Source organism: Bifidobacterium jacchi, from assembly GCF_009078285.1.
Taxonomy (GTDB): domain Bacteria; phylum Actinomycetota; class Actinomycetes; order Actinomycetales; family Bifidobacteriaceae; genus Bifidobacterium; species Bifidobacterium jacchi.
In genome coordinates, this window is record NZ_RQSP01000013.1 from 26,911 (window position 1) to 53,122 (window position 26,212).

19 protein-coding genes and 1 pseudogene are annotated in these 26,212 nt (G+C 62.1%); 3 read left to right on the plus strand and 17 right to left on the minus strand.

Annotated elements, in window-relative coordinates:
• Positions 1-3 precede the first annotated feature (3 nt).
• Complete coding sequence (locus EHS19_RS05120; RefSeq protein WP_151916713.1) at positions 4-954, minus strand: magnesium transporter CorA family protein; 951 nt, start codon at positions 952-954, stop codon at positions 4-6.
• 155 nt (positions 955-1,109) lie between these two features.
• Positions 1,110-4,436, minus strand: coding sequence for a mupirocin-resistant isoleucine--tRNA ligase (ileS, locus tag EHS19_RS05125; RefSeq protein ID WP_151916714.1), 3,327 nt, complete (start codon positions 4,434-4,436; stop codon positions 1,110-1,112).
• A 528-nt stretch (positions 4,437-4,964) separates the two neighbouring features.
• Here ileS and EHS19_RS05130 point away from each other — a divergent pair.
• On the plus strand, positions 4,965-6,827 hold the full coding sequence (locus tag EHS19_RS05130) for a DUF6020 family protein (protein ID WP_151916715.1): 1,863 nt from the start codon (positions 4,965-4,967) through the stop codon (positions 6,825-6,827).
• 58 nt (positions 6,828-6,885) lie between these two features.
• Here the strand turns inward: EHS19_RS05130 and EHS19_RS05135 are convergent, their stop codons facing one another.
• Together EHS19_RS05135 and EHS19_RS05140 are read right to left on the minus strand one after the other, a co-directional pair.
• Entirely contained in the window at positions 6,886-7,197 is a 312-nt protein-coding gene (locus tag EHS19_RS05135; RefSeq protein ID WP_421745293.1) for a hypothetical protein, read from the minus strand.
• A pseudogene (locus tag EHS19_RS05140) lies at positions 7,198-7,559 on the minus strand (lyase family protein); the annotation flags it as partial.
• A 448-nt stretch (positions 7,560-8,007) separates the two neighbouring features.
• Here EHS19_RS05140 and EHS19_RS05145 point away from each other — a divergent pair.
• Positions 8,008-9,147, plus strand: coding sequence for a hypothetical protein (locus EHS19_RS05145; protein ID WP_151916716.1), 1,140 nt, complete (start codon positions 8,008-8,010; stop codon positions 9,145-9,147).
• A 523-nt stretch (positions 9,148-9,670) separates the two neighbouring features.
• Here EHS19_RS05145 and EHS19_RS05150 read toward each other — a convergent pair.
• The 11 genes from EHS19_RS05150 to EHS19_RS05200 form a co-directional block, all read right to left on the minus strand.
• A complete protein-coding gene (locus EHS19_RS05150; RefSeq protein WP_151916717.1) occupies positions 9,671-10,909 on the minus strand; it encodes an argininosuccinate synthase in 1,239 nt (412 codons plus the stop codon).
• A gap of 92 nt (positions 10,910-11,001) precedes the next feature.
• A complete protein-coding gene (locus EHS19_RS05155) occupies positions 11,002-11,514 on the minus strand; it encodes an arginine repressor (protein WP_151916718.1) in 513 nt (170 codons plus the stop codon).
• Positions 11,511-12,476 carry an ornithine carbamoyltransferase gene (argF, locus tag EHS19_RS05160; protein WP_151916719.1) on the minus strand — a complete coding sequence of 322 codons (966 nt, stop codon included), beginning with the start codon at positions 12,474-12,476 and terminating at the stop codon, positions 11,511-11,513. The genes EHS19_RS05155 and argF overlap by 4 nt, the downstream gene beginning before the upstream one ends.
• Positions 12,477-12,589: 113 nt before the next feature.
• A complete protein-coding gene (locus EHS19_RS05165) occupies positions 12,590-13,885 on the minus strand; it encodes an acetylornithine transaminase (RefSeq protein ID WP_151916720.1) in 1,296 nt (431 codons plus the stop codon).
• The gene (argB, locus tag EHS19_RS05170) at positions 13,875-14,831 is read right to left on the minus strand and encodes an acetylglutamate kinase (RefSeq protein WP_151916721.1); all 957 of its coding nucleotides are present in this window, start codon (positions 14,829-14,831) and stop codon (positions 13,875-13,877) included. Before argB ends, EHS19_RS05165 begins: the two co-directional genes overlap by 11 nt.
• A gap of 2 nt (positions 14,832-14,833) precedes the next feature.
• Entirely contained in the window at positions 14,834-16,003 is a 1,170-nt protein-coding gene (gene argJ, locus EHS19_RS05175; RefSeq protein ID WP_151916722.1) for a bifunctional glutamate N-acetyltransferase/amino-acid acetyltransferase ArgJ, read from the minus strand.
• Positions 16,000-17,088 carry an N-acetyl-gamma-glutamyl-phosphate reductase gene (argC, locus tag EHS19_RS05180; protein WP_151916723.1) on the minus strand — a complete coding sequence of 363 codons (1,089 nt, stop codon included), beginning with the start codon at positions 17,086-17,088 and terminating at the stop codon, positions 16,000-16,002. Before argC ends, argJ begins: the two co-directional genes overlap by 4 nt.
• A 170-nt stretch (positions 17,089-17,258) precedes the next feature.
• Positions 17,259-18,089: a hypothetical protein gene (locus tag EHS19_RS05185; RefSeq protein ID WP_241677092.1), complete on the minus strand. Its 831-nt coding sequence runs from the start codon at positions 18,087-18,089 to the stop codon at positions 17,259-17,261.
• Positions 18,090-18,295: 206 nt separating this feature from the next.
• Complete coding sequence (pheT, locus tag EHS19_RS05190) at positions 18,296-20,908, minus strand: phenylalanine--tRNA ligase subunit beta (protein WP_151916724.1); 2,613 nt, start codon at positions 20,906-20,908, stop codon at positions 18,296-18,298.
• Positions 20,909-20,914: 6 nt separating this feature from the next.
• On the minus strand, positions 20,915-21,970 hold the full coding sequence (gene pheS / locus EHS19_RS05195; RefSeq protein ID WP_421745289.1) for a phenylalanine--tRNA ligase subunit alpha: 1,056 nt from the start codon (positions 21,968-21,970) through the stop codon (positions 20,915-20,917).
• 220 nt (positions 21,971-22,190) lie between these two features.
• A complete protein-coding gene (locus tag EHS19_RS05200) occupies positions 22,191-23,216 on the minus strand; it encodes a TrmH family RNA methyltransferase (RefSeq protein WP_241677093.1) in 1,026 nt (341 codons plus the stop codon).
• 237 nt (positions 23,217-23,453) lie between these two features.
• Here EHS19_RS05200 and EHS19_RS05205 point away from each other — a divergent pair, with 237 nt between their 5' ends.
• Positions 23,454-24,074 (plus strand): DNA-deoxyinosine glycosylase, encoded by a 621-nt coding sequence (locus EHS19_RS05205; protein WP_151916725.1) that lies wholly within the window; start codon positions 23,454-23,456, stop codon positions 24,072-24,074.
• A 178-nt stretch (positions 24,075-24,252) separates the two neighbouring features.
• Here the strand turns inward: EHS19_RS05205 and EHS19_RS05210 are convergent, their stop codons facing one another.
• Positions 24,253-24,471 carry a hypothetical protein gene (locus EHS19_RS05210; protein ID WP_151916726.1) on the minus strand — a complete coding sequence of 73 codons (219 nt, stop codon included), beginning with the start codon at positions 24,469-24,471 and terminating at the stop codon, positions 24,253-24,255.
• Positions 24,468-26,102: a Y-family DNA polymerase gene (locus EHS19_RS05215; RefSeq protein ID WP_151916727.1), complete on the minus strand. Its 1,635-nt coding sequence runs from the start codon at positions 26,100-26,102 to the stop codon at positions 24,468-24,470. The genes EHS19_RS05210 and EHS19_RS05215 overlap by 4 nt, the downstream gene beginning before the upstream one ends.
• Between the last annotated feature and the right edge of the window lie 110 nt (positions 26,103-26,212).

The window sequence follows — 26,212 nt, forward strand, 5'->3', positions numbered from 1 at the left end:
GCGTCATTTGAACATGCGCGATCTGGTGAGGAACCACGTCACCACGGCGGACAGGGCGATGGAGATCAGGATGATCGCGACAAAGCCCCACGGCTGATTGCTCAGCGGCATGCCCAGCATACCCTCCTGAAAGTTCATGCCGTACATGGAGAAGATGAGCGTGGGCACCGACAGGGTGATCGAGATGATCGTGAAGATGCGCATCACGTTGTTCAGGTTGTTGGAGACGATCGACGCGAACGCATCGGTCATGTTCGCAAGAACCCCGCTGTAGATGTTCGCCATCTCGATGGCCTGCTTGTTCTCGATGATCACGTCGTCAAGCAGATCCTCGTCATCCGGATACTGCCTGATGCGCTGCAGCGTGGTGAGCTTCTCCATCACGATCTCATTCGATTTGAGCGAGGTGGTGAAGTACACCAAGGTCTTGGAAAGCTCCATGAGCATCACGATCTCGCGGTTCTGCATGGAGTGGCGAAGCTTGAGTTCGAGCTTGTCGCTTTCGCGGTCGATGATGCGCAGATAGCGCAGATACATGGTGGCGTTGCGGTAGAGGATCTGCAGGATGAACCGGCTTCGCATGAACGTGTTGAAGCCGCGGATCGTGCCCTCCATGAACGGGTGGAGCACCGGGGTGTCCTGCATGCAGACGGTGATGATGAGATTTTCGGTGACGATGATCGACAACGGGATCGTCTCGTACCAGTCGCGGCCGCCGCGCTCCTCGACGGTGGGGATGTCGACGATGATCATCGTGTAGTCGTCCTCGACGTCCACACGCGAACGTTCCTCGTCATCCAAGGAGGCGCGCAGATCGGCGAGTTCGATGCCGGTCTGCTGCGCCACGGTGGCCAGCTCCACGTCGGTGGGCTCGCTCAGACACAGCCACGAACCGTTCTCCGGTTTCTGAATCTGCTCCACTTGTCCGTTGATGGTGCTGAACAATCTCAGCATGTCGATCACCCACCTCTCGCCATCTTGGTGAACGCGCCGCATATGGCGCGACGCTGATTCCGTTCGGCCCGACAGGCCTCAGCGGATTCACACGCCGCGCCACGACAAAACCGTCACGATGATAGCCCCACCACCGGGACAGGGACGGGCGATCGTCAGGCCTTGACGACCTTGACACCCACCTCGTCCGTATGCTGATCGGCGACGATCTCCACGCCGGCGTCGGCAAGCGTCTCATGCGCGATCAGATCACGGAACCGTTCGGCCTTCGGCGCATCGGCGGCAGGCAGCGTCAGCGTCAGCGCGATGCGGTCGGCGATGTCGAGTCCGGCGTCCTTGCGGGCGTCCTGCACGGCGCGAATCACGTCGCGGGCGTAGCCTTCGGCGATCAGATCGTCGGTCAGCGCAATGTCGAGAATCACGAAGCCGCCGGTCGGCAGCGCCGCGGACACCGACGCGGCTGCCTCAGCGGCGTTCTGCTCCTCCACTCGGTTGATCAGCTCGTACTCGCCTTCGACCAGTGCGACCTCGCCGTTCGGCGTCTCGACCACAGGCGCGCCGGTGGCGGAATCCACATGCCATGCGCCGGTCTTGGACGCCTTGATGGCGAACTGCACCTGCTTGCCCAGACGCGGGCCGGCAGCGCGAGCGTTCACTCGCAGCTCGTGCACGATTTTCAGACCCTTGGAGTCGGCATCCTCCATCGTGCAGAACTCGATGTCCTTCACGTTGAGCTCCGACTTGAGAATCTCGATGTACGCCTCCACGTCGGCCACGTCCTCGACCACCACGGTGAGCTTGGACAGCGGCTGGCGCACGCGGATCTGCGACGCCTTGCGCAGCGACAGGGTGCCGGAGACGACCTCGCGCACCTTCTCCATCGCGTCGACCAACTCGGGCGCATCCACGAGCACGCGGCCCAGCTCGGTCGCCTCGGCGTCGGCCTTGCCGTCGACCGTCAGGAACGGCCAGTCGGCCAGATGCACCGACTCGCCGCCGGTCAGGCCACGCCACACCGATTCTGCCTCCATCGGGGCGAGCGGGGCGAGCACGCGCATGAACACCTCGAGCACGGTGTACAGCGTGTTGAACGCGTTCACGTCCTCGTTCCAGAAGCGGTCGCGCGTGTTGCGGATGTACCAGTTGGTGAGCACGTCGATGAAGTCGGCGGCCGCATCGCAGGCGTCGGAGATGGCGAACTCGTCGAGCGACTTCTCCACCTTCTCCACAAGGCGGCGGGTGCGGGCCAGCAGGTAGCGGTCCATCTCCGGCAGGCCGGCCACCTCGTCGGGCGTGAGCTGACGGGCGTCGAAGCCCTTGCCGCCGTTGGCCGCGTTGGCGTACAGCGTGAAGAAGTAGTACGAGCTCCACACCGGCAGCATGACCTGGCGCACGGTGTCGCGGATGCCCTCGGCGGTCACGATCAGGTTGCCGCCGCGCAGGATCGGCGAGCTCATCAGGAACCAGCGCATCGCGTCGGAGCCGTACTTGTCGAACACGCCGTTGACGTCCGGGTAGTTGCGCAGGTGCTTGCTCATCTTCTGGCCGTCGGAGCCGAGCACGATGCCATGGCAGATCACGTTCTTGAACGCCGGCTTGTCGAACAGGGCGGTCGCCATGATGTGCAGCACGTAGAACCAGCCGCGAGTCTGGCCGATGTATTCGACGATGTAGTCACACGGGAAGTGCTGCTCGAACGTCTCCTGGTTCTCGAACGGGTAGTGGTACTGCGCGAACGACATGGACCCGGACTCGAACCAGCAGTCGAGCACATCGGTGATGCGGTGCATCGTGGACTTGCCGGTCGGGTCGTCCGGGTTCGGACGGGTCAGGTTGTCGATCCACGGGCGGTGCATGTTGATCTCGCCCTTGTCGTCGCGCGGGTAATCGCCGAAGTCGGCCTTGAGCTCCTCGAGCGAGCCGTACACGTCCACGCGCGGGTACTTCGGGTCGTCGGAGACCCACACCGGAATCGGAGAACCCCAGAAGCGGTTGCGGGAGATCGACCAGTCGCGGGCGTTGGCGAGCCACTTGCCGAACTGGCCGTCCTTGACGTTGCCCGGGATCCAGTTGATCTGCTGGTTGAGCTCCAGCAGACGCGGCTTGATCTTGGTCACGGACACGAACCAGGAGGAGACCGGCTTGTAGATCAGCGGGGTGGCGCAACGCCAGCAGTGCGGGTAGGAGTGCACGTAGCTCTTCTCCTGGAAGAGGATCGCGCGATGCTCCTCGGGAATCTCGGCGAGCGGGCCGTCTCCGGCGCGCAGGTTGCGCAGGATCGGCAGGTTGGCGTCGAATACGAACATGCCTTCATACTCCGGGCACTGGGAGGTGAAGCGGCAGCCGGCGTCGAGCACGTCGGTGCTCTTGATGCCCTTGGCGTTGAGCGTGTTCATATCGTCCTCGCCGTAGGGGGCCTGATGCACGAGGCCGGTACCCTCAACGGTGTCGACGTAATCGGCGGTGAAGATGGTGTAGCCGTTCGGACCGGGCACGTTGCCTTCGGACTCGGCCTTCTCACCGGCGAAGTACGGGAACACCGGCCAGTAGCGGCGGCCTTCGAGTTCGGAGCCCTTGAGCTCGCGCACGACCTCGTAGTTCTCGCCGAGTTCCTTGGTGTAATGACCCAGCAGCGCCTTGCCGAGGTAGAACTTCTTGCCGGCGAACTTGCCTTCGGTGGGCTTGACTTCGACGTAGTCGATGTCGGCGCCGACCACGATGGCGAAGTTGGTGGGCACGGTCCACGGCGTGGTGGTCCAGAAGACGGCGTAGGCGTCCTCGTCGCGCAGCTTGACGGCCACGGAGACGGTGGTGTCCTGACGATCCTGGTAGACGTCGGCGTCCATGCGCAGCTCGTGCGCGGACAGCGGCGTGCGGTCCTTCGGGCAGTACGGCAGCACGCGGTAGCCCTGATAGGCGAGGCCCTTGTCGTAGAGCTGCTTGAACGCCCACATCACGGATTCCATGTACGGGATGTTGAGGGTCTTGTAGCCGTGCTCGAAGTCCACCCAGCGGGCCTGACGATGCACGTAGTCCTGCCATTCGTGCGTGTACTTGAGCACGCTGGCGCGGCAGGCGTCGTTGAACTTGTCGATGCCCATCTTCTCGATCTGGTCGACCGAGTCGATGCCGAGCTCCTTCTGCGCCTCGAGTTCGGCAGGCAGGCCGTGGGTGTCCCAACCGAAGACGCGGTTGACCTTGCGGCCCTTCATGGTCTGGTAGCGCGGGATGACGTCCTTGGCGTAACCGGTCAGCAGGTGGCCGTAGTGCGGCAGACCGTTGGCGAAGGGCGGGCCGTCGAAGAACACGAACTCGTTCTGACTGTGGTCGCCGGAGGGTTTGCGCTCGACCGACTTTTGGAAGGTGTCATCCTTGTCCCAGTAGTCGAGAACGGTCTCCTCCATGTGGGGGAAGCTGGGGTTCGGCGCGATGCGAGCGGTTTCGCCGCCCTCGTTCGCCTTGGGATATACGTTTTCGCTCACCGTAGATCTCCTCGTTGCATGGTTTGGTACGTTGGGGGATCATCATCGATGGCAATGGATTCGAGCGGTCGCCGTTCGGTCGCCTCGCCTGGAACCGTCACCATGGTGATGCTCCTATGTACGAGGACGACGACGGATGCTCGACTTGACGCCGCACCGTCACCGCGGTACCACCTCGCTTATCATGCCGATCCGGCGCGCCGGGGCGATTCGCACCCGCTGCGCCGCGGTCGGCATGACCGCTTGCATTCGGCTGTATCGGGCCGATCCCGTCGGTTCTACTGAGCGGTCGACGCGCTCGCCCACAGATGGACGACCATGCCGACCCGCCGTTCTTCCGGAAGGCTCCCCGCTGATAACGGATCACAGCCCAACAACGCGGTTCATTCTAGCACGCCTCAGGACGAATGTTGAGGGGCTTTGGATTTCGCCTACTGTCTTACTGTCAGATGAGGCATTCAAGCAACGCATTCAAACAAAGCATTCAAGCAGCCGAGGTGCTGCGCAAACCACATTAGAATAAGACCCATGCCAGTCTTAGCTCCCGCGCCACAGCCCACGCGTCGCCGTGCGCCCAGTTCGATTCATCGCATCGGCGTCGAGGCGGCCCGTGTGGCAAAGCGCATGCGCTGGGGTGACCCGGCGGCGATCATACTGGCCGTGATGATCGGCGCGATGATGGTGTTCGGTCGATGGGTGGATGACAAGCTTCCTGCGCAGTGGAAGACCCCCTACGCGGCCGCTCCCGTCATCATCACCACAATGGTCGTCTTCTATCTGATTGCCGTACTGTTCTTCACATGGATGGATGCCGTGGCGGCGCAGCATCGAGGCGACGAGTCGCGATATGCGCCCGAGTCCGCGTCGTCCTCGTCATCCTCGCATGCGCTGACCGCGATGATGCGATCATGGACGCGGGCGCAGCGCCCTACGACCTTCACTGAGACGCTGCGCACTCATGGCATCCGCTACGCGCTGGTCGCATTCGGATGCTGGCTGCCGTGGATCGCGGTCTGCTGGCCGGGCATTCTGCGCGACGACACGGTGGCGCAGTTCATCCAGTCGTCGGGTGCGGCCGGGTATTACACGCAGCATCCGATTCTTGACACGCTGATCTTCGGATTCTTCTGGTGGATCGGCTCGCTGATGGGGCACACGATCTGGGGTGCCGGCATATACGTCGTCGTGCAGGCGGCGCTGATGTCGCTGTGTGTGGCGATGACGCTGTGCTATGTGCGCAAACTTGGAGCGCCCCGACTGCTGGTCGGCGTGCTGTGGGCCTATTATGCGCTCGATTATGTGGTGGTCGGCAGCGTGCCGGTGATGGCGAAGGATTCGCTCAACGTGATCGTATTGGTGCCGTTCATGCTGATCTGCGTTGAGGCCTGTCTGACGCGTGGCAGACTGCTGCGTCGCCGTCCGGTATGGGTGGCGATGCTGGTGCTGGCCGCGCTCAACATCATGACGAAACGCACCGGTGAAGTGATCGTTCTGGTCTCGTTCGTCGCGATCGTCACGGTCGCACGCGGCGTTCGGATACGGACGCTTGCCTGCCTGCTGGCCGCGCTGATCGTGGTGCATGGCGTGTGGAATCCGCTGTCTATCCGGCTGACCGACGCGTGGGACAATCCGACACGCGACCTCAACGGCCTGATCATGCAGCCGGTGGCGCGCATCCAGCATGAGGATCCGCGCGCGATCACCGGCCGGGACCGGGCGGATCTGTATGGGCTGATGAATCTGGACACTGCGGGCAAGATCTACAATCCACGACGAAGCGATGAGGTGTCATGGACGGTGCGTCTCGATGCGTCCGCCGAGCAAAGACGAGCGGCGCTCAACGCATGGCTGCGACTGTGTCTGGCTCATCCGATCGAGACGATCAAGGCGTACGGCAACATCATGCTGTATTGGTTCAATCCCGATCGCGGTGTGTTCTATGGCTGGAACACCGATTATGTGTTCGATGAGGGATATATGCTGCGCTGGGAGTTCTACGTCTCGCCACCGCATTCCGCAGCCGAATCGGTCGGGATTCCGCTGCAAAGGCCGGCCGCAGAGATCAACGCACCCAAACCCTGGTGGGTTTGGGTGCTCGGCGATGCGATGCGTGATCGGATGAACGCGCCGAACGGCATCGCCTCCTACGCCTACTATGTGACGTATATTCCGCTGGCATTGCTGCTGTATTGCGTCACGCGCCGACGACGCCTGCTGCTGGCCGCCTGGATGCCGCTTGCCGGCACGGTGTTCGTGCTGTATGCCTCACCGATCGTGCTGCCATGGTATGCGCTCCCGCTATTCCATGTGCTGCCGATGTTCGTCGGCATGCTGAGCGGACCCGAATCACCGCGTACGAGCCAAAGTATAAGCCAATCGCGTATGAACTGATCGCGAATGGCAATCACAGATGAGCTGATCACACATGAGCTGATCAGACATGGGCTGATCACATATGGGTTGATCGCAAACGACCATCATGCAAGCCGATGGTGCCACCCCGAGGCGTGCCGTTCCCAAGAAGAGCGACACGCCCGGGAAACGTCTCACTCGACGGTGTTGTTCGGCACCTCGATGCCGTTGCCGAACTTGACATCGCGGGGGCGGCCACGCGGGACGGCAGGCCGTAGATGTCGATGAAGCCGTTGGAGGACTTCTGGTCGAACGTGTCGCCCGAATCGTAGGCGGCCAGCTTGTAATCGTACAGCGAGGAGTCAGAGCGACGGCCGGCGACGACCGCACAGCCACCATGCAGGATCATGTCGAGGCCGAGCGTGTTGCCGGCGAGCGCGCCGGAGCCGTAGGGCGAGGCGTCGATGCGCCTGTCCCAGTCGGTCAGGCGCTGCACGTCGCGCACGAGCGGCCACAGGTGGGCCATGAGCTGATGGGCGAGCAGCACCGGCTGGGCGTGCTGCATGTGCGTGCGGCCGGGCATGACGGTGTGGCCGGCCTTGTCGGCCTGTTCGATCAGCGCGGCGGCGAGGGCGAGCAGAAGCCGGCGATATTGCCGTCTGCCAGGTGCCAGTCGAACTGGGTGGACTTGGACAGGCGTGCCAGCTCGGGCGAGGGGCCGGAGGTGAAGCGGCCTCCCCACAGGGCGAGGTGTTCGGTGTCCTCAGGCATGGGTCACTCCTTATATACGCGAAAAAGCTCGATGCCAGTTGTACGCAAGGCTATCAGCGTTGGGCTACGTAGACGGCGTGGGCGAAGGCGCCACCGGCCTGGGACCGTCCTGACGTGGCGCAATACGATTGGAACCGCTTGATTCAGGAATGCTATAGTGAAATGGATTCAGAGCATTGGCTCCCCCTGTGTATGTCCCAATATCACCAATGGCGCATGCAAAATTCGCATCCGATTCACGCTTCGTCACAACATATTGCGTCAGACCAATCCAGAGACAACCCAGAGAAAGAGGAGTCATGGTCAATTCGTCCATTGCTCGATCCGCGGCCAAGCAGTCCGACTGTGATGCGTCACGGCTCGAACCGCAATCAGCGGCCCCGAAGGCACCGGCCATCGAACCAGCGATGCGTTTTTCGCTTTCGGATCAGTTGGAGGAGGTTCAACTATGAGAAGGGAACGCAGAGGATTCACCATAATCGCGGCGTTGCTGGCTTTGGCTTTCGCCTTGTCAGGTTGTGGCCAGCAGGAGAGTGAAACCGGTCAGGCATCGGCTCCGGCATCCGACAACAACACGAAATCCTCGGAAGCCACGTCTTCCACCCCTCCAACCACATCAACGGAAAGCGACGATAGCATCTCGAAGACCATCACAGTGGATGGCGTGACATTCGACGGGGCACAGAAGCACACCCCGGGATCGCCATCCCAGTCGGGCTACACGGACATGGACGATTGTGAATCGGGCAGCGACGTCTTTAGCTTTTTAACCAATGATTCGGACGAATCCGCCGATGATAGCAACCTCGTTAGAGTCGACAGCGAGAATGGCAAACTGGTTGTGACGATGAAGGCGCAAACGCCGTCGGGAATCAGCTGTCTCCTCGAACGACCGGACGCACATTTCGAACTGATCTATGACAATGGCTACAAATCGGCGGCGAACCGCGTCGTTGATTTCTCCTCTTCCGATCCGGTACTGCTGGGCGTGGACGGCGTGGATGAGATTAGCATCACGATTCCGTATACGCAGGACGAATGCTCGGACGACATCGACAGCATCGCGCAGCGCTATGCGAGCAATCCGAAGGAGTTCCAACTCAATTTCTTCTATGGCAACGACGGCGATTCCAGTGCGATGACCGGCGCTCATAACGCCAGCAATGATCCTCCGTCCTCCACCATGGAAACCTATCGCAATGTGATCTATGGTTTCCATGCCCAGGTTCCCGACAATTTCAAGTTCGTGCAAGGCGGGGCGGAAGCCTTTTCCACCGTGTACTATGGCAGCGGCGTTAGCATCATGTTCAGAAGGCAGCCCAACGACAAAATCCAATCCGTACAAGATGCGATGGACGACTTACTTCATGGCAGAGCGTCAGGTAACAACATCACCGATAAACGAATTGACGGCCAAAACGCTTACCTGACGTATGAGGCTGATCAAGAAGTGCATTACGAACGGGTCATCGTCACTGACAAACAGGTGCTGAGTGTGCAAATCTCCTACAGTGTGGGTTCCTCTGATCAACGTGCGATCGGAGAACAAGTGGTTGAACTGGTTGCGCCGACGCTGGCCGAGGACTGATACACGGCGGATGCAAGGTAGGCGCAGGGCAGGGGGGAGCCGGCAGGTGTCCGGATCCCCCTGTTCTGCAATAAGGCAAGGAACCGCCCGAAGCGCAGGAAAAGTCCTATCTTGCCAACACTTCGCTACGCCATGCCGCGCCTGGCTATCAGCCCGACAGCGTGGCCGATTTCCTGCTGTCGAAGGAATGGTGGGTCACCCGTAAAACTCACCCATCGGGGATGGTTTGCTGGGTTGCAATCGAAAACCATGCCGAATCGATGGGGATTGATGGGGCACGACGCTGCGATTGCGTCGCAACATCGATTCCGCCTGACGAAGCATCACGGCATGCATCGGCACGAGGATGCACCAAGATGCAACCCCCTCCCCACCCCCAAAAAATACGTCGAATCCGCCGTCCGGCATGGGCCGGGTGGCGGATTCGACTTCATCACCGACGCGGTTCAACCACTTGGCGTCACCGTGCAAGGCCATCAGGCAAACCGCGCACACGCCAAGGACGCAGGGAAACGCCGGAGCATCACTCGACGGTGTTGGTGGGCACTTCGATGCCGTTGCCGAACTTGACATCGCGGGCGGCGGCCACGCGGGACGGCAGGCCGTAGATGTCGATGAAGCCGTTGGAGGACTTCTGATCGAAGGTGTCGCCGGAATCGTAGGTGGCAAGCTTGTAATCGTACAGCGAGCTGTCGGAGCGACGACCTGTGACCACGGCACGACCGCCATGCAGCACCATGCGGATCTCGCCGGAAACATACTTCTGTGTGTCCTCGATGAAGGCGTTCAGCGACTGCGTCGCCGGGCTGAACCACTGCGCATCGTAGACCAGCTCACCCCAGCGCTTGTCGATGTCGCGCTTGATGCGATGCTGCTCACGTTCCAGGCAGCAGTTCTCCAGCTCCTGATGCGCGGTGATCAGCGCCACGGCACCCGGAGCCTCGTACAGTTCGCGGGACTTGATGCCGACGAGACGGTCCTCGATCAGATCGATGCGACCGATGCCCTGGGCGCCGGCGCGACGATTCATCTCCTCGATGGCCTGCAGCGGCGTGACGTCGCGGCCGTCGATCTTGACCGGGATGCCCTGCTTGAACTCGATGACGACCTCATCCTCGACGGGCGGGAAGGCGGGATCATCGGTGTAGGCGTAGCAGTCCTTCGTAGGTCCGTTCCACGGGTCCTCGAGGAATCCGGTTTCGATGGCGCGGCCCCACACATTCTGGTCGATGGAGTACGGCGACTTCTCCGTCTGCGTGATCGGAAGCTTGTGCTCCTTGGCGAACGCAATCTCAACGTCGCGAGTCAACGACAGATCGCGAATCGGGCTGATCGCCTTGAGCGTCGGATCGATCGAGGCGATGGACACTTCGAAACGGACCTGATCGTTACCCTTGCCCGTGCAGCCATGGGAGATGGTGTCGGCACCGAACTGGTGGGCCGCACGCACAAGGTGCTTGGAGATCAGCGGCCTGGAGATGGCGGAGACAAGCGGATAGACGCCCTCGTACATGGCATTGGCCTGAAGCGCCTTCATGCAGTACTCTTCGGCGAACTCGTTGCGCGCATCGACCACATACGCCTCGACCGCGCCGCATGCGAGCGCACGCTGCTTGATGGTCTCCAGGCTTTCGCCGCCCTGGCCGACGTCGAGGGACACGGCGACCACATCCTTGCCGGTACGCTCTTTGAGGTAGGGGATGGCCACGGAGGTGTCAAGCCCGCCTGAATATGCGAGCACGATGCGCTTGTTATCGCTCATGATTGCCTTTCTCTGTAAAACTCACGTTCACCAATGACTGCAAGTATATGCATAGGTGTGTATATTTATGCATTCGGCGAGTCGAATGCCATTCAGTTTTTTGAAGCGACGGCGAGCAGCCACTTCGACTGGACAGCCGCGGTCTCGTCATCCGAACAGATGGCCATCACCGTATCGTCGCCGGCTATCGTGCCGAGCACTCCCTCGATCGGCTGCCGATCGATGACGCTGGCCACGTATTGGGCCGCACCGGAGGGTGTGTGCACGACAATGAGATTTCTGGCACATGCCACCGACGTGACCAGTCCGCCAAGAACCTTCGCCATCTGCTGTTCGGCCTTTTCGCCGATGCCGGTCAGCGGATGCGCGGCACGATCACCGACCGTATAGGCGATCGTGCCATCCGGCAAACGCGTCTTCATGGCATGGATCTCGTCAAGGTCGCGGCTGAGCGTGGCCTGCGTGACCGCGATGCCCTCATCGGATAGAATGCCGGACAGCTGCGACTGCGACGTGATGACGTGTGTGAGCAGAATCTCCTCGATGACGCTCAGCCGCGCGGTTCTCGTCGCCGGACGACGCACCGGCTGATTCGTTTCGCTCATGCGAGCAGGCTCTCGTCGCCACGCTGCTTGCCGACGAGCCAGGTCAGCAACGCCTTCTGCGCATGAAGCCTGTTCTCGGCCTCGTCCCAGACCACCGATTGCGGCCCATCGATCACGGACTCAGTGACCTCCTTGCCGCGGTATGCGGGAAGGCAGTGCTGGAACAGTGCATCCGGCTTGGCGAGCTTCATCAGCGCATCGTTGACCTGATAGTCCCAGAAGGGCTTGGATCGGATCGCATATTCCGCTTCCTCACCCATCGACACCCACGTGTCGGTGAAGACGCAGTCGGCATCCGCCACAGCCTCCCGAGGATCGGTGGTCACCAGAACGGAGCCTCCGTTTTCGGCGGCGATACGCTCCGCATCGGCGACGATCGCGGGATCGGGAAGATAGCCGTAGGGGCCTGCAACGCGAACGTTCATTCCAGCCGTGGCGCCACCAAGAAGATACGAGTTCGCCATGTTGTTCGCCGCGTCTCCCAGGTAGGCGATGGTCTTGCCCGGCAGCGCATCGACACCGCCCCTGAACTGCGCGATCGTCAGCAGATCCGCAAGCACCTGACAGGGGTGGAATTCGTCGGTCAGCGCATTGACGACCGGACAGGTTGCGTATTTGGCCATCTCCTCGACGCGATCCTGCCCGAAGGTGCGCCACACGATCCCGTAGGCCATGCGCGTAAGCACACGGGCGGTGTCGGCGACCGGCTCGCCTCGTCCCAGTTGGGAACCCGACTTGTCGATGACCAGCGGATATCCGCCAAGCTCGGCCACGCCAATGGAGAAACTGGAACGCGTTCTGGTCGACGGCTTGTCAAACAGCACGGCGACCGCCTGCGGGCCGGCGAACGGCTGGCGATAAAAACGATTCTCGCGGAATCTCATACCAAGCTCAAGCACCTGACGCTGCTCGTCATGGTTGAGATCGTCATCGCGAAGCATATGACGAAGCTGACCGGTCATTGGCACTCCTTAACCTATTCACGTCTATCCGATTCACATCGATGCATCTGTTGTTCTTCTGCGTGCGCATCCGCCCATGCTCACGCTCAAACCCTGACTTGGCCTTGTCTTCCTCAGTCATCGGGAAGGTCCGAGGGGATGCGCGCCAGAATGCCCACCGCCTCGTCGATATCCTGTTCGGATACGATCAGCGGCGGAGCGAGCCGCAGCGCGTCAGGAGCGACGGCGTTGATGATGAGCCCATGTTCGAGAGCCCAGTTCATCGCGGCATGGGAGCACGGATGCGCAAGCTGAACCGCGTTGAGCAGCCCGCGCCCGCGCACGCCTGCGAACAGCGGATTGCCGCATGATGCGATGCCCTCACGCAGCTGTTGTCCCCGGTTCTCGGCATTGTCCAACAAATGATCATGTTCGATCACGTCAAGCGTGGCCAGCGCCGCGGCAGCTCCCAACGGATTTCCTGCAAAGGTCGATCCATGCGAGCCAGGTGTGAACAGCGCCGAAAGCTGCGCGCCAAACGCGATCATGCCACCCATGGGGAAGCCGCCGGCGACGCCCTTGGCGAAGGTGACGATGTCGGGAGTGACGCCTCCCGACAGATCCTCGCGCTGGAAGGCGAACCAGCGTCCGGTACGCCCAATGCCGGTCTGCACCTCGTCGATGATGAGCAGAGCATGGTTGATGTCGCACATCTGACGCACGTGACGCACATACTGAGGATCCAGCGGACGCACGCCGGCCTCCCCCTGGATGAGCTCCATGATGACCGCGGCGACCGGCCCCTTGCCGTATTTGCCGAGGCCGGTCTCCGCAAACGCCTCGTACAGTGCAAGGCGATCATTGGCGGGGACGAATTCGATCGCCGGCATCAGCGGCTCGAACGGCTTTCGGATGACGGGCTTCCATGTGGCGCTCAATGCGCCCAAGGTACGCCCGTGGAAACCGTGTTCGAGAGCAATGATTCGCGCCGGCTTGCCTCCTATTGCAGGAAGCGCACCGGCAAGCGTGCGGCCATAGAGCTTGGCGAGCTTGATCGCCGCCTCGTTGCCCTCGGCTCCCGAATTGCCGAAGTAGACGTGGGATCCCTCCGGCGCCCCCGCGAGACCGACAAGCTTGGACGCCAGCTCGATCTGCGGCTCCGTGGCGAAGTAGTTGCTGGTATGCGCCACCTTGGCCGCCTGCTCACTGACCGCCTTCACCCATGCCGGGTGTGCGTACCCAAGCGAGTTGACGGCAATGCCTGCGAGGAAATCGAGGTATTCATTGCCATCGATGTCCCAGATGCGCGTCCCCTGACCGTGGTCCATCACGCGCAGCGGCGTGCCGAACACATTCATATGGACCTTGGTGTACTTGCCCAGCCACTCGGCATCCTTCGCGCCCAGCGTCTCCGTATTCTCAGTAGGCATACGAGCTCCTCATCTCCACGCCATCCTCGGGCACGACCATGGTGCCGATGCCCGCTGTGGTGAATATCTCATTGAGAATGGAATGCGGCTTTCGACCGTCGATGATGTGCGCCTGCGGCACGCCCCCGTCGAGCGCGCGCACGCACGCCTCCATCTTCGGACGCATTCCTGTCTCCAGATCAGGCAGCATATCGCGCAGATTCTCCACGCCGATACGCCCGATCAGCGAGTTCTTGTCGGGCCAGTCCGCATACAGACCATCCACGTCGGTGAGAATGACCAGCTTTCTCGCGCCGAGCGCGGCAGCCAAAGCGGCCGCCGCAGAGTCAGCGTTCACGTTCAGCACCTGCGTGGCATCCTCCTCGTTCGGCGCGACCGATGAAACGACCGGAATGCGCCCGGCCGCGATCAGATCCTCCACCGCCGACGCGTCGACGCTCACCACGTCACCGACCAGACCGATATCGGTCGGCTTGCCGTCGATGATCGGCTTTCGCTGCATGGCGGAGAACAGACCGCCGTCCTCGCCGGACAATCCCACCGCAAACGGACCGTGCGCGTTGATCAGTCCGACAAGTTCACGGGAGACCTTGCCGGTAAGCACCATGCGCACCACGTCCATCGCCTCGGGAGTGGTGACGCGCAATCCTCCCCTGAACTCGGACTTGATGCCGAGCGCCTTGAGCATATGGGAAATCTGAGGTCCTCCGCCATGCACAACGACGGGATGCAGACCGACCTGACGCAGGAACACCATGTCCTGCGCAAAGCATTGCTTGAGATGCTCGTCGATCATCGCATTGCCGCCGTACTTGACGACGATGCGCTGCCCGGCGAATTCCTCCAGCCACGGCAGCGCCTCGATGAGCACCTCTGCCTTCTGATCGGCGCGCAGGTCCGTGTGCACGTCGAAATGGAATCCCGGTCCCTTCAATTCTGTAGACATGATCAGCTTTCGTAGTCGGCGTTGATATGAACGTACTCGTGGGTCAGGTCGTCGGTCCATACCGTCGCTTCGGCATCCCCAGCACCCAGATCGATATCGATGTGCACCTCGCGCGGCGTCATGTCCACCTCGGAACGGTCCCGGCCTGCGCCGCCGTTCTCGCAGATGCGCACGCCGTTGACGTCCACGGTCACATTGTCGGCATCATAGGGAGCGACCTGCGCAGGAACGGTTCCCAGCGAGCTGACGATACGCCCCCAGTTGGGATCATTGCCGCTGATGGCGCACTTGAGCAGGTTCGAGGACGCCACGGCGCGAGCGCAGGCCAACGCGGCATCCTCGCTCGTGGCACCGGTCACCGTGATACGGATGTCGTGGCTGGCACCCTCGCCGTCTCCGATGATCTGCCGTGCGAGCGAAGCGCACGCCTTGGCGACAAGCCCGTTGAACTCGTCCGCATCGGGTTCCACACCCGATGCACCCGACGCGAGCAGCAGCACGGTATCGTTGGTGGACATGCACCCGTCGACGTCGATGCGGTTGAACGACGTGTCGACGCCGGCGGTAAGCGCCGCCTGAAGCTGACCGCCGGAAACGACAGCATCCGTGGTGATGACGCACAGCATGGTGGCCAGCTGGGGAGCGATCATTCCGGACCCCTTGACCATGCCGCCGACTCGGTATCCGGAGCCTTCAAGCGAAACGGTCTTCGGCTTGGTGTCGGTGGTCATGATCGCATGCGCGGCATCCGAACCCGCCGCATCATCGTCGCCTAGGGCGAGGTACGCCGCCTTCGCCCCATCAAGCACATGGTCAAGCGGGAGCAGCTCGCCGATCAGACCGGTGGAGCAGACTGCGATGTTCGACGCATCGGCACCGACCAGTTCGGCGACGGTCTTTGCCGTGGCCTCACTCTGCGTATAGCCCTTCGGCCCGGTGCAGGCGTTCGCCCCTCCGGAGTTGAGGATCACCGCCCTGATATGGCCATCGGCGACGGCTACCCTGCTCCACTGAACCGGTGCCGCACAGAACCGATTCGACGTGAAGACTCCTGCAGCCGCATCCAAGGGGCCGTTGTTGACGACGAGGGCGAGGTCCTTCTTGCCTTCGATGGATGAAATGCCTGCGGCCACGCCAGCCGCTGTAAATCCTTGTGCGAACGTCACGCTCACGGTGCTACTCCGATCTTGGTCAGGCCTGCATCCTCCGGCAGGCCAAGTGCGATATTGAGTGACTGCACCGCCTGACCGGCGGTGCCGCGATTGAGATTGTCAATGGCGGCGAAGGCGATGAGTCGTCCGGCCCGGCGGTCGGCAACAACCTGGACATGCGCCGCGTTGGAGCCGACGACATTGGCAGTCGCCGGCAACGTGCCGGACGGCAGCACGCTGATGAACTCCTGGCGCGCATAGGCATCGGCCCAGATGCGATGGATCTCGTCATCGCTCAATGCGGCGGCATGATCGGTCATCTCACCGCTGACCACCGCAAGAATGCCTCGCGCCATCGGCACCAGCATTGGAGTGAACGCCAATCGCAGCGCATCGGTATCCGCGAATCCGCCCGCGTGGGCGAGGTTCTGAAGAATCTCGGGAATATGACGATGCGTTCCCCCCACTCCGTATGGCGTCGCCGAACCGAATGCCTCCGCCGCCAGAAGATTGGTGCGCTTGAGATTCTTGCCTGCGCCCGAATACCCCACGGCGAGATCCGCCGTCAGCGTCTTCGGCTTCACCATCCCCTCGGCAAGCGCCGGCTGCATGGCCAGTGTGACGGCGGTGACATTGCATCCCGGACCTGCGATCCGCGTCGCGCCGGGCAACGACTCACGCTGACGGGTATATGAGCCCAACTGGCCACGGCCGACGATGAGCTCCGGCATGCCGTACGTCCACGCCTCATAGAAATCGCCGCCATAGTAGTCGTCCCAAGCCTGTTTCGATTCAAGCCGATGGTCCGCGCCCAAATCCACCACCACGGCGTTTGGATCAAGCCGCGCCGCCAGCGCCCCTGAGGCACCGTGCGGCAACGCCAGTATGATCACATCATGGCCATTGAGCACATCGGCGGAAGTGTCCTCGACGATCAGATCCGCATACTGGGGAATGTGCGGCATATGAGCCCCAAGCCTGTCCCCCACCGACGAGTGACCGGCGACACACGTCACCTCAAAGTTCGGGTGCATGGCCAGAATGCGCAGCGCCTCCCCACCGGCATACCCAGTGGCGCCGGCCACCGCAACCGTGTACTTCGTCATTTCCTGCTCTTTTCGATCGACAACACGAATAGTATACACTTTATGCATAGGTCTGCATATATATGCAAATTACGCGTGTCGAATGAATCCCACTCGATTGCCATGCACTCCATCAGACGTTTGCCATTCATCCATCAATCCATCAAATCCGCCGCGGGCGTGATCAACCCTCAGACGCTGATGCCACCGCCCGAAGTGCCACCCATGTTGCCGCCCGTTCCAATCATCGTCTGCAGCAGCATCCTGTACAGGTCGTCCACCGTCATGCCATTGGCCGTCATCCACATCACCAACGCGGCGTTCGCGATGCTGATGATCAACGCGGCGACGGCGAGGCCGAATCCCTTGGTATGGAACACGCGAGTACGCCACATGGCCAGAGCCGAAAGCAACGTGGTCAGCAACGGAACCGGGAAGAACAACGCGAGAACGAACGCGGCTATGGCGTAGAAATCCCAGTGCCCGTACACCGGATTCTGATTGGGATCATTGAGATCGATGCCACGGAAATACCTGGGCTTCGGCCGATTCGCATTATTCGCACTGTTCGCAGACGCATCGGCACCAGACATCGCGCCACGGGAACCGCCTGCTGCCGGCGCCATCCGTGCGCCGTCCCATGCGCCGCCGGCGCTGCCCGCATCGGCGGCATTGCCGTGACCGGCATCGTCACCGCTGGGCGCGGGATCGGGCCGACCATACACATACGGGTCATATCCGGGTGCGAACTGGCCGGACATCGCGCCATATTCGGGAATGCGATACTGACCATACTGCGGCTGGGCGGCTGCACCCGACTGCGGTTCCCCCGGCTGCGTTCCCGATTGCGATTCCGGCTGGATTCCCGACGGTGATCCGCCGAGGTTCACGCCATCGGTCTGCGATCGCGCCGTCTCCCCCGCTCCCGTGTTCTGCGCGTTCTGTGGGTTCTGCTGGTTCTGCGGATCAGACGGCAGCGATCCGACGGACGGTTCCGCACCATCCTGTTGAATATCGCTCATCGAACCATCCTCCCCTTACGACGATGCGATCGTGCCGAGCACGACCGCACATTGACAAAACATTGACAAATCCGCTAGTCACGAATACCGCTGATGTCGATGATATTCGCGCGTCATGGCAAAACGCAACCCGCCGTCCGCCCGCACATCCTCATCAGCGGATGCGATCGGGCGAACGGCGGGCTGCAAGCGACAACGGCTTGGCATCAAGCGCGCAACTGCGCACCCAACGCCTGTGCGCCATCCACGATGCGCGCGCGGATGGCCTCGCTGTCCTCGGCGCTCAACGTGCGATCCGCGGCACGGAACACCACCGCGAAAGCCAGCGACTTCTTGTGTTCGCCGACCTGATCGCCGGTGAACACATCGAAGAGCCTGATCGATTCCAGCTCGTCTCCGGCGGCCTCGCGAATCGTCGTCTCAAGCTGCGCCTCGCTGACCGTGTCCGGCACGGTGAACGCAAGATCCTGCTTGACTGGCGGGAATGTGGAGATGGGCTTGGCCTGTACCGGCTTGCCGTCCAGCGTGGCGAACAGATCGGTCAGGTCAATCTCGAAGGCGGCAGTGTGGGCGGGGAAGCCGAGAGCCTCGTTGACATGGGGATGAAGCTCACCGACCATGCCGATCTCCTTGCCTCCGGCCAGCACCCGTGCGGCGCGACCCGGATGCCACTGCACCGGCACCTCCGCTGCGGCCGGCTGGTCAATGACGATATGTGCGCCGATGCGATCCGCAATGCGATGCACCGCCTCCAGCGCGTCACTGTAGTCGACCGCACGACGAGTGCCGAGCCAACCGGAATCCTCAGCCAGCCCGGTGAGAATGCCCGCGACCCGCATCGGCTGGTCGGGAAGGCCGGCGTCAAGTGCGGCGAGCTGCTCATCGGTCGGCTTGACGCCGCCGGGCAGGGCGGGAATGGCCGGAGCGTTCGGGTCCCACAGGTAGACGTGGCCGATCTCGTACAGACGCACGTTCTCGATGCCACGGCGAAGGTTGAGCTGGACGGTGCCGGCCAGCGTCGGCAGGATATCGCGACGCAGGTAGGGGCGATTACCGGCCAGCGGATTCGCGACCTCGACGCTCACCGGTTCGATCGTCTCGGGATCGTAGGCGAACGCCTTGAAATCCTCGTCGCCGACGAACGGGTAGCTCAGCGCCTCGACCATGCCATATTCGGCAAGCTCATTGGCGACCTCACGACGATGACGCTGCTCGGCGGTCAGTCCAACCGCGCCCTCGACCGGAGCCGGCGGAACGGTGACGGGAATCTCGTCATAGCCGACGAGGCGCGCGACCTCCTCAACCAGATCGCAGGCCTCATTAAGGTCGGGACGCCAGCTCGGCGCGGTCACGGAGAACTCGCCGTTGCCGCCACCGGCGACACGGCATCCGATATCGGTGAGAATGTCGCTGATGCGGTTGACGTCCACGTCGAGGCCCGCGACGCGCTTGACTTCGGAGGCCTTGAAATGGATTGGACGACGCGCAACGGTGTTGTCCACGTCGCACGGATGCTCGGACGGCTCGCCATCGCCGTACTTGGTGAGCAGTTCGGCGGCCATCTGCGCGGCGGCGGGCTGCAGCCGGTCATCGACGCCGCGCTCGAAGCGTCGGGACGCCTCGGAGGGGATCTTGTGACGGCGTGCGGAACGTGCGATCGACACCTGATCGAAGTGAGCGGCCTCCAGAAGGATGTTCTTCGTCTCGTCGGTCACTTCGCCGTACATGCCGCCCATGACGCCGGCGAGGCCGAGAATGCGCGATCCACGCTGACCGTCCGGCGAATCGGTGATGAGCAGATCCTCGGGATCGAGATCATGCTTCTTGCCGTCGAGCGTGACGAGCGACTCGCCTGCACGGGCGCGACGCACCACGATCGGACCGGCGATCTTGTCGAGATCATAGGCGTGCATCGGCTGGCCAAGATCAAGCATCACATAGTTGGTGACATCCACCGCCAGCGAAATCGAACGCATGCCGGCCCGAACGAGGCGACGACGCATCCAGTTGGGCGTGCGGCTGGTCGGATCGAATCCGTGAATCGCGCGCGCGTAGTAGCGGTCGCAGCCGACGACGCCGTGAATCGGATTGTCGTCCTCGATGGCCACCTCGATGTCGGGAGTCCCCTGGGCCGCGCCCGGACCGGTCAGATCCGGAGCGTCCTTGCCCAGCTCGATCGCCGGGTCCACGTATTCGGCACCGGTCGAATGATGGTATTCGCGGGCGACGCCACGGTAGGAGAACGCGTAGCCACGATCCGGCGTGATGTTGATCTCCAGCAGAGGCTGATCGAGATGCAGCAGATGCATGGCGTCATCACCGGGCTTGAGCGCCTCGTATTCCTCGGGCGTGAATCCGTAGTGGCGCAGCAGAATGATGCCGTCATGGCTGTCGCCCAGACCAAGCTCACGCTCGGAGGCGCACATGCCGTTGGAGATGTGGCCGTACGTCTTGCGCGGCTCGATCCTGAAGTCACCGGGCAGTACCGCTCCCGGCAGCGTCACGACCACTTTTTCGCCCGCCGCCATGTTCGGCGCGCCGCAGATGATGCCGCGCGGCACCTTGTTGCCGTTCTCATCGGTCTCGTTGTATTCGGGACCGCAGTCGACGTGGCACCAGTTGATGGTCTTGCCGTTCTTCTGCGGCTCCGGCGTGGCGTCGACCACGTAGCCGACGACGATCGGACCGGTGACCTGGGAGGAGTGGATCTCCTCCTCCTCAAGACCGACCTTGACGAGATCCTTGGCGAGCTGCTCATAGGTGAGGTCCGCAGGAACCTCGACGTGGTCCTTGAGCCAGTCAATATCTACCATGGGCATGGGCTATCACTCCCCCATCACAAACTGTTCGCTGAATCGCACGTCACCCTCGACGAGGTCGTGCATGTCGTTGATGTCGTGGCGCAGCAGCAGCGTGCGCTCCACGCCGACGCCGAACGCGAATCCCGTATACACATTCGGATCGATGCCCGCGGATTTGAGCACGTTCGGGTTGACCATGCCGCAGCCGCCCCATTCGAGCCAGCCCGGGCCGCCCTTCTTGTCGGGGAACCACAGGTCGAGCTCGGCGCTCGGCTCGGTGAACGGGAAGTAGCTCGGGCGCAGGCGGGTCTTGGCCTCGGGACCGAACATGGCGACGGCGAGCTTGTCGAGCACGCCCTTGAGGTCGGCCATGGTCAGATGCTTGTCGACAGCGAGCGCCTCGCACTGGTGGAATACCGGGGTGTGGGTGGCATCCAGCTCGTCGGTGCGGAACACGCGACCCGGGCTGGCGATGTACAGTGGAACGCCGCGGGTGATGAGGGCACGCACCTGATCGGAGGAGGTCTGCGTGCGCACGACCATGTTGGAGCCGACGAATCCGGCGGCGTCCTTGGCCTGATTGCCCTTGACGTAGAAGGTGTCCTGCATCTGGCGTGCGGGATGGTCCGGGCCGAAGTTCAGCGCATCGAAGTTGTACCATTCGGTCTCCACTTCGGGGCCCGCGGAGATCTGCCAGCCCATCGAAACGAAGAAGTCCTCGATGTCCTCGATGACGCGGGAGATCGGATGGCGCGCGCCAAGCGGCCTACGCTCGATCGGCATCGTCATGTCGACGGTCTCGGCGGCAAGCGCCCGAGCCTCCTCGTCAGCCTTGACCTGAGCCTCCTTGGCACCGAAGGCGCGGCCGAAATCGGCGCGCAGCTGGCTCATGAGCTTGCCGGCATCCTTCTTCTCGTCCTTCGGCAACGATCCGATGGCCTTGCTCGCCGCGGTCAGTGCGGCGATGACCTCGCTTTTGACGGCCTTCAGCTCCGCGGAGCTGGAGACGTTCCCGATTGTTGCGATGCCGTCGGTGACCGCACGGGTCACCGCCTGGGCGTCGAATTGCACTTGAGCCACGAGCACCCTCTCCTTGCCTTGTAGCTTGGCTAATAGTCTCAATAGTCGTCGTACAGCCTGCGCATGCGCAAGAACACACGCTTTTCAGGCATTGAACCAAATTCTCATTGTCCCCATACGACTCGACAACCTCTTATGCCGCACACGGTGCCGACGCCGTGCCGGCAGCGCTGTGCCATACCGTACCATGCGCAGTGCCGTACCGTGCGCAGTGCCGGAGCTACGCCGCGTGACGCCCCGCCCGATGCGCAGCCATGGCCATGCTCATGAGCATGGCGGAGGCGCTGGTCGCAAGGTTGAGCGATTCCGCTCGCCCGTATATCGGAATGGAGACGATGCGTCCGACACGCGCGAGCACATCGTCCGCAAGACCGCGCGCCTCGTTGCCGAAGAGCACGACCGGCGATGGCTCACGCTCGATCCCCTCCGGTTGCGCCCATGCTGCGAGGACGTCAGGCAGCGATTCGGGTCGACGCAGCTCAGTGCCGTGCACATCGGCGGCGATCACAGGTCGGTCGCCGTTCTTCGCCCAGTCGAAGAATTCGTCGGTGCGCATCGTGAGGACCGGCAGATGAAACAGCGATCCCGCGGTCGCGCGAATCACCTTGGGATTGAACATGTCCACGCAATCGTCAACGAACACCACCGCCCTGCATCCGGCCGCATCGGCGACGCGGATGACCGTTCCGGCGTTGCCGGGGTCCCGCACCTGCCAGAACGCCGCGATCATTCCAGATGCGCCCCGCGCATCGGCATCGCCATGCGTGGCATCGTTGTGCGTGGCATCGTTGTGCACAACGGAACCGTTTTCGTCGGTACCCCCATCTGCAGCGGCCCGCCTGTCTGCGGCGCCGCCGGTTGTCTCACCGACACCCGCACCGACACCCGAATCCGAACCGACCATCGCCCCCAGGTCGCCGACGGCGACGATGCCCTGCGCATCGGTGCTGATTCTCGCCATCACCTGCGCGGTGATCTTGTGCACATAGATGCCGGTGTTCAGCGCTTGACCGGCGATTTTGGCCGCAGCGACGAACGAGATCGGCGAATCCGGTTCGTCGCCGTCGACCGTGACGTAGACATCACGGACGACATCAGGACGGCACAGGACCGCCTCGCGCACGGACTGCGGTCCTTCGACGAGGAAGCGGCCATAGCGTTCTCTCGATCGACGGTTCGCAAGATCGGCGACGCGACGTATGCGCTCGGCCTTCGGATTGGTCAACACTTCAGCGGAAATCGGCATATGACCGAGACTACCGCATGCCCGCCCTAGGCCGGCAATTCCCGGATTTCGCATTGTATCCTCACTTTCCTACGATCATTTTGTTCCCAAGAGCCTGTTCCCAATGACCTTCCGGAAGCGCGCAGCGGAAACGCTCCCTGGCCAGAAACAAGCCCGGATACGGATCAGCTGCGGACCTACCCGCGTATCCAGGCCCAGACGCATGCTGCGTTTGCCTCACTGGGTAGGATATGAACGATGGAACGACCCTCCCCACACACTGACTCCATATGCGGCAGTACCGACGCTTTGCAAGGCAAAGCCGTCCATCACGCCGCCAACGCCTCCTGCACGCCACCAGTCACCCATGTGCAGCATGGATTCGGACCGGTATGGGACGCCGAATCCCGTCTGCTGATACTGGGCTCGATGCCCAGTCCAAAATCCCGCGAGGAGTCGTTCTACTACATGCACCCGCGCAACCGGTTCTGGCCGGTGATGCAGGCGCTGTTCTCCGATCCGAATGACCCGGCCGATGTTCCCGGCGATGCTCCCGCTTCTCGTCGTGCATTCGCATTGCGTCACCATGTGGCTCTCTGGGATGTCATCGCCTCATGTGACATCGTCGGCGCATCCGATGCCAGCATCCGCAATGCGACGGCCAATGACATCACGCCGATTCTTCGTGGTGCGCCGATCACGCGCATCTATACGACGGGCGGCACGGCGGCACGACTGTACTGCCGGCTCATCGCGCCGCAGTTGGAGAAGGCCGATCTGACCACGCCGATGATCCCACTGCCGTCCACCAGTCCGGCGAACGCCTCGATGGGTCTGCAGCGGCTTATCGACGTGTATCGCAATGCATTCGACGGCTAGTGTCCTGTGTCAGAAATTCATTGACGAATTCACTACCCCTCAGTCCCGCTTCGCGGGCCAGCTCCCCTGACAAGGGGAGCCAACAATATGATCAACGAACTTCTGACGCGGCACAATAGTGTCCTGTGTTGGATGCACACGATTATCGACCATGGCCATAGGCTTCGAGTCTTCCGCCTTAGGCACCGAAATCGCAATCGAAGAGACGGTTCCTTTTCTGCACCTCCCGTTCCACCTCCTGCGCCTTGCGCGCAATGATCTGCTCATATCCGCTCAATGCCGCGAACGGCATGAACTGGGCGGCTCGATCGAGCCGTGGCATCGGCGGATGCCTGCGCGAGACATGATGAGGCATGTCAATGATGTCGTCGTAGCGACTGGTGGTTTGCAAGGTCATGCCCGATGCCCTCCGATCTGTTGGTTCCGCTCGATTCCCGTGGCCCCCGGCTCCATATCCATCGCCTTGAGCACGGCGTTGCGACCATACCGTCGCCTGACGGCGAGCATCGCACGCTGCACGTTCTCGCTGCGACGCTCCCGCGATGCCGATCGCCCGTCCGGCGACGCCCGGACGCTTTCACAATCAACACCCGACGAATCAGCGCACAACGAATCGGTGCACGAAGAATCAGAAGCCGCCGATGTCGCGAACAGGTCAGGCTGCTCATATCGTTTCCCCGCCATGCGCCGCGCATCGGTTGACAGGTCCCCGGCCACCACGGTAAGACGACGCACGAGCAGCAGGGGATCTGCAACACGAAGAAACACCGTCGTCACGGCCGCGCGAATCCTATCGGCCGAAGCGGTGTACCCGCCTAGAGCGATCGAACCGCCGGCCGCTTCGGGAACTCTGCGCCCGTAATGATCGATGCCGACGGGCCCTTGGTACTCCCGCGCGGCCCTCTTCGCCTGTTTCCTCAACGCGTCATCCACGCAATCATCAAGCCGTCTGGGATCGAGACTGCCGGAGTCATATCCGATCGACAGGGTGATTCGATTCGTGCACGCGCCTCTGCCGGTCAGGTCGAGAGCGAGAGTATCGGCCATCTCCTTGGCTATCAGCAAAGCGGTCGCACTGTCCGCAGGCCCGGTAAGCACCTGACCGACACTGGCGCTGTGGGCTTGCGGCGCATACGCCTTGATGTCGTCGATCGTGCACGGCTCCCATCCCCAGGCATGATCGATCAGCAGTTCGGCGTTCACCCCGAACATGCGGTACAGCAGCTCCTCGTTGTAGTAGTCGCCCGCACCTCCGATCGAACAGCGGGCGATGTCACCCATCGTGAACAGCCCCTTGCCTTCCAGCCGACGCGCATAACCTCTCCCCACACGCCAGAAGTCGGTCAGCGGACGATGATTCCACAGAAGCCGCCTATACGAGCGCTCATCGAGTTCGGCGACACGAACACCGTCACGATCGGCCGGCATGTGTTTGGCGACGACATCCATGGCCACTTTGGCAAGATACAGATTCGATCCGATGCCCGCAGTGGCCGTGATGCCCGTCTCCCGCATGATCTGCCGGACGATCGTCCTTGCCAGATCATGCGGAGTCAGTCCGTACATCGACAGATAGTGCGTCACATCCATGAACACCTCGTCCACGGAATATACGTGAATGTCCCGCGGCGAGGCATACCGCAGATAGATGCCGTAGATATGCGCGCTGACGTCAAGGTAATGCGCCATTCTCGGCATGGCCGCGATGTAGCGCGCACATAGGGACGGATCGGCGGCGAGTTCGCGGGCGTCGCAGGACTCGCCGGCAAAGCGCCGACCGGGTGCGCGCAGCCTACGGGCCTCGTTGACGCGAGACATGACCTCCATGACCTCGAACAGTCGGGCTCGCCCGCCAAGGCCATATTCCTTGAGCGAGGGAGACACCGCCAGACAGATGGTCTTGCTGGTACGAGAGACGTCAGCGACCACAAGGTTGGTGCAGAGCGGATCAAGCCCACGCGCCACGCATTCCGCAGAGGCATAGAACGATTTGAGATCAACCGCCACATAGACGCTTCCCGTCGCCATAGCGCACTCCTTTCGTCATCGTTTCGTCACCATCAGGTGTTCCGACATCGCATCGGTGCCCCGACCCTACGACACACCGACCTCGATGTCGAACAATCGTACTACAGTGA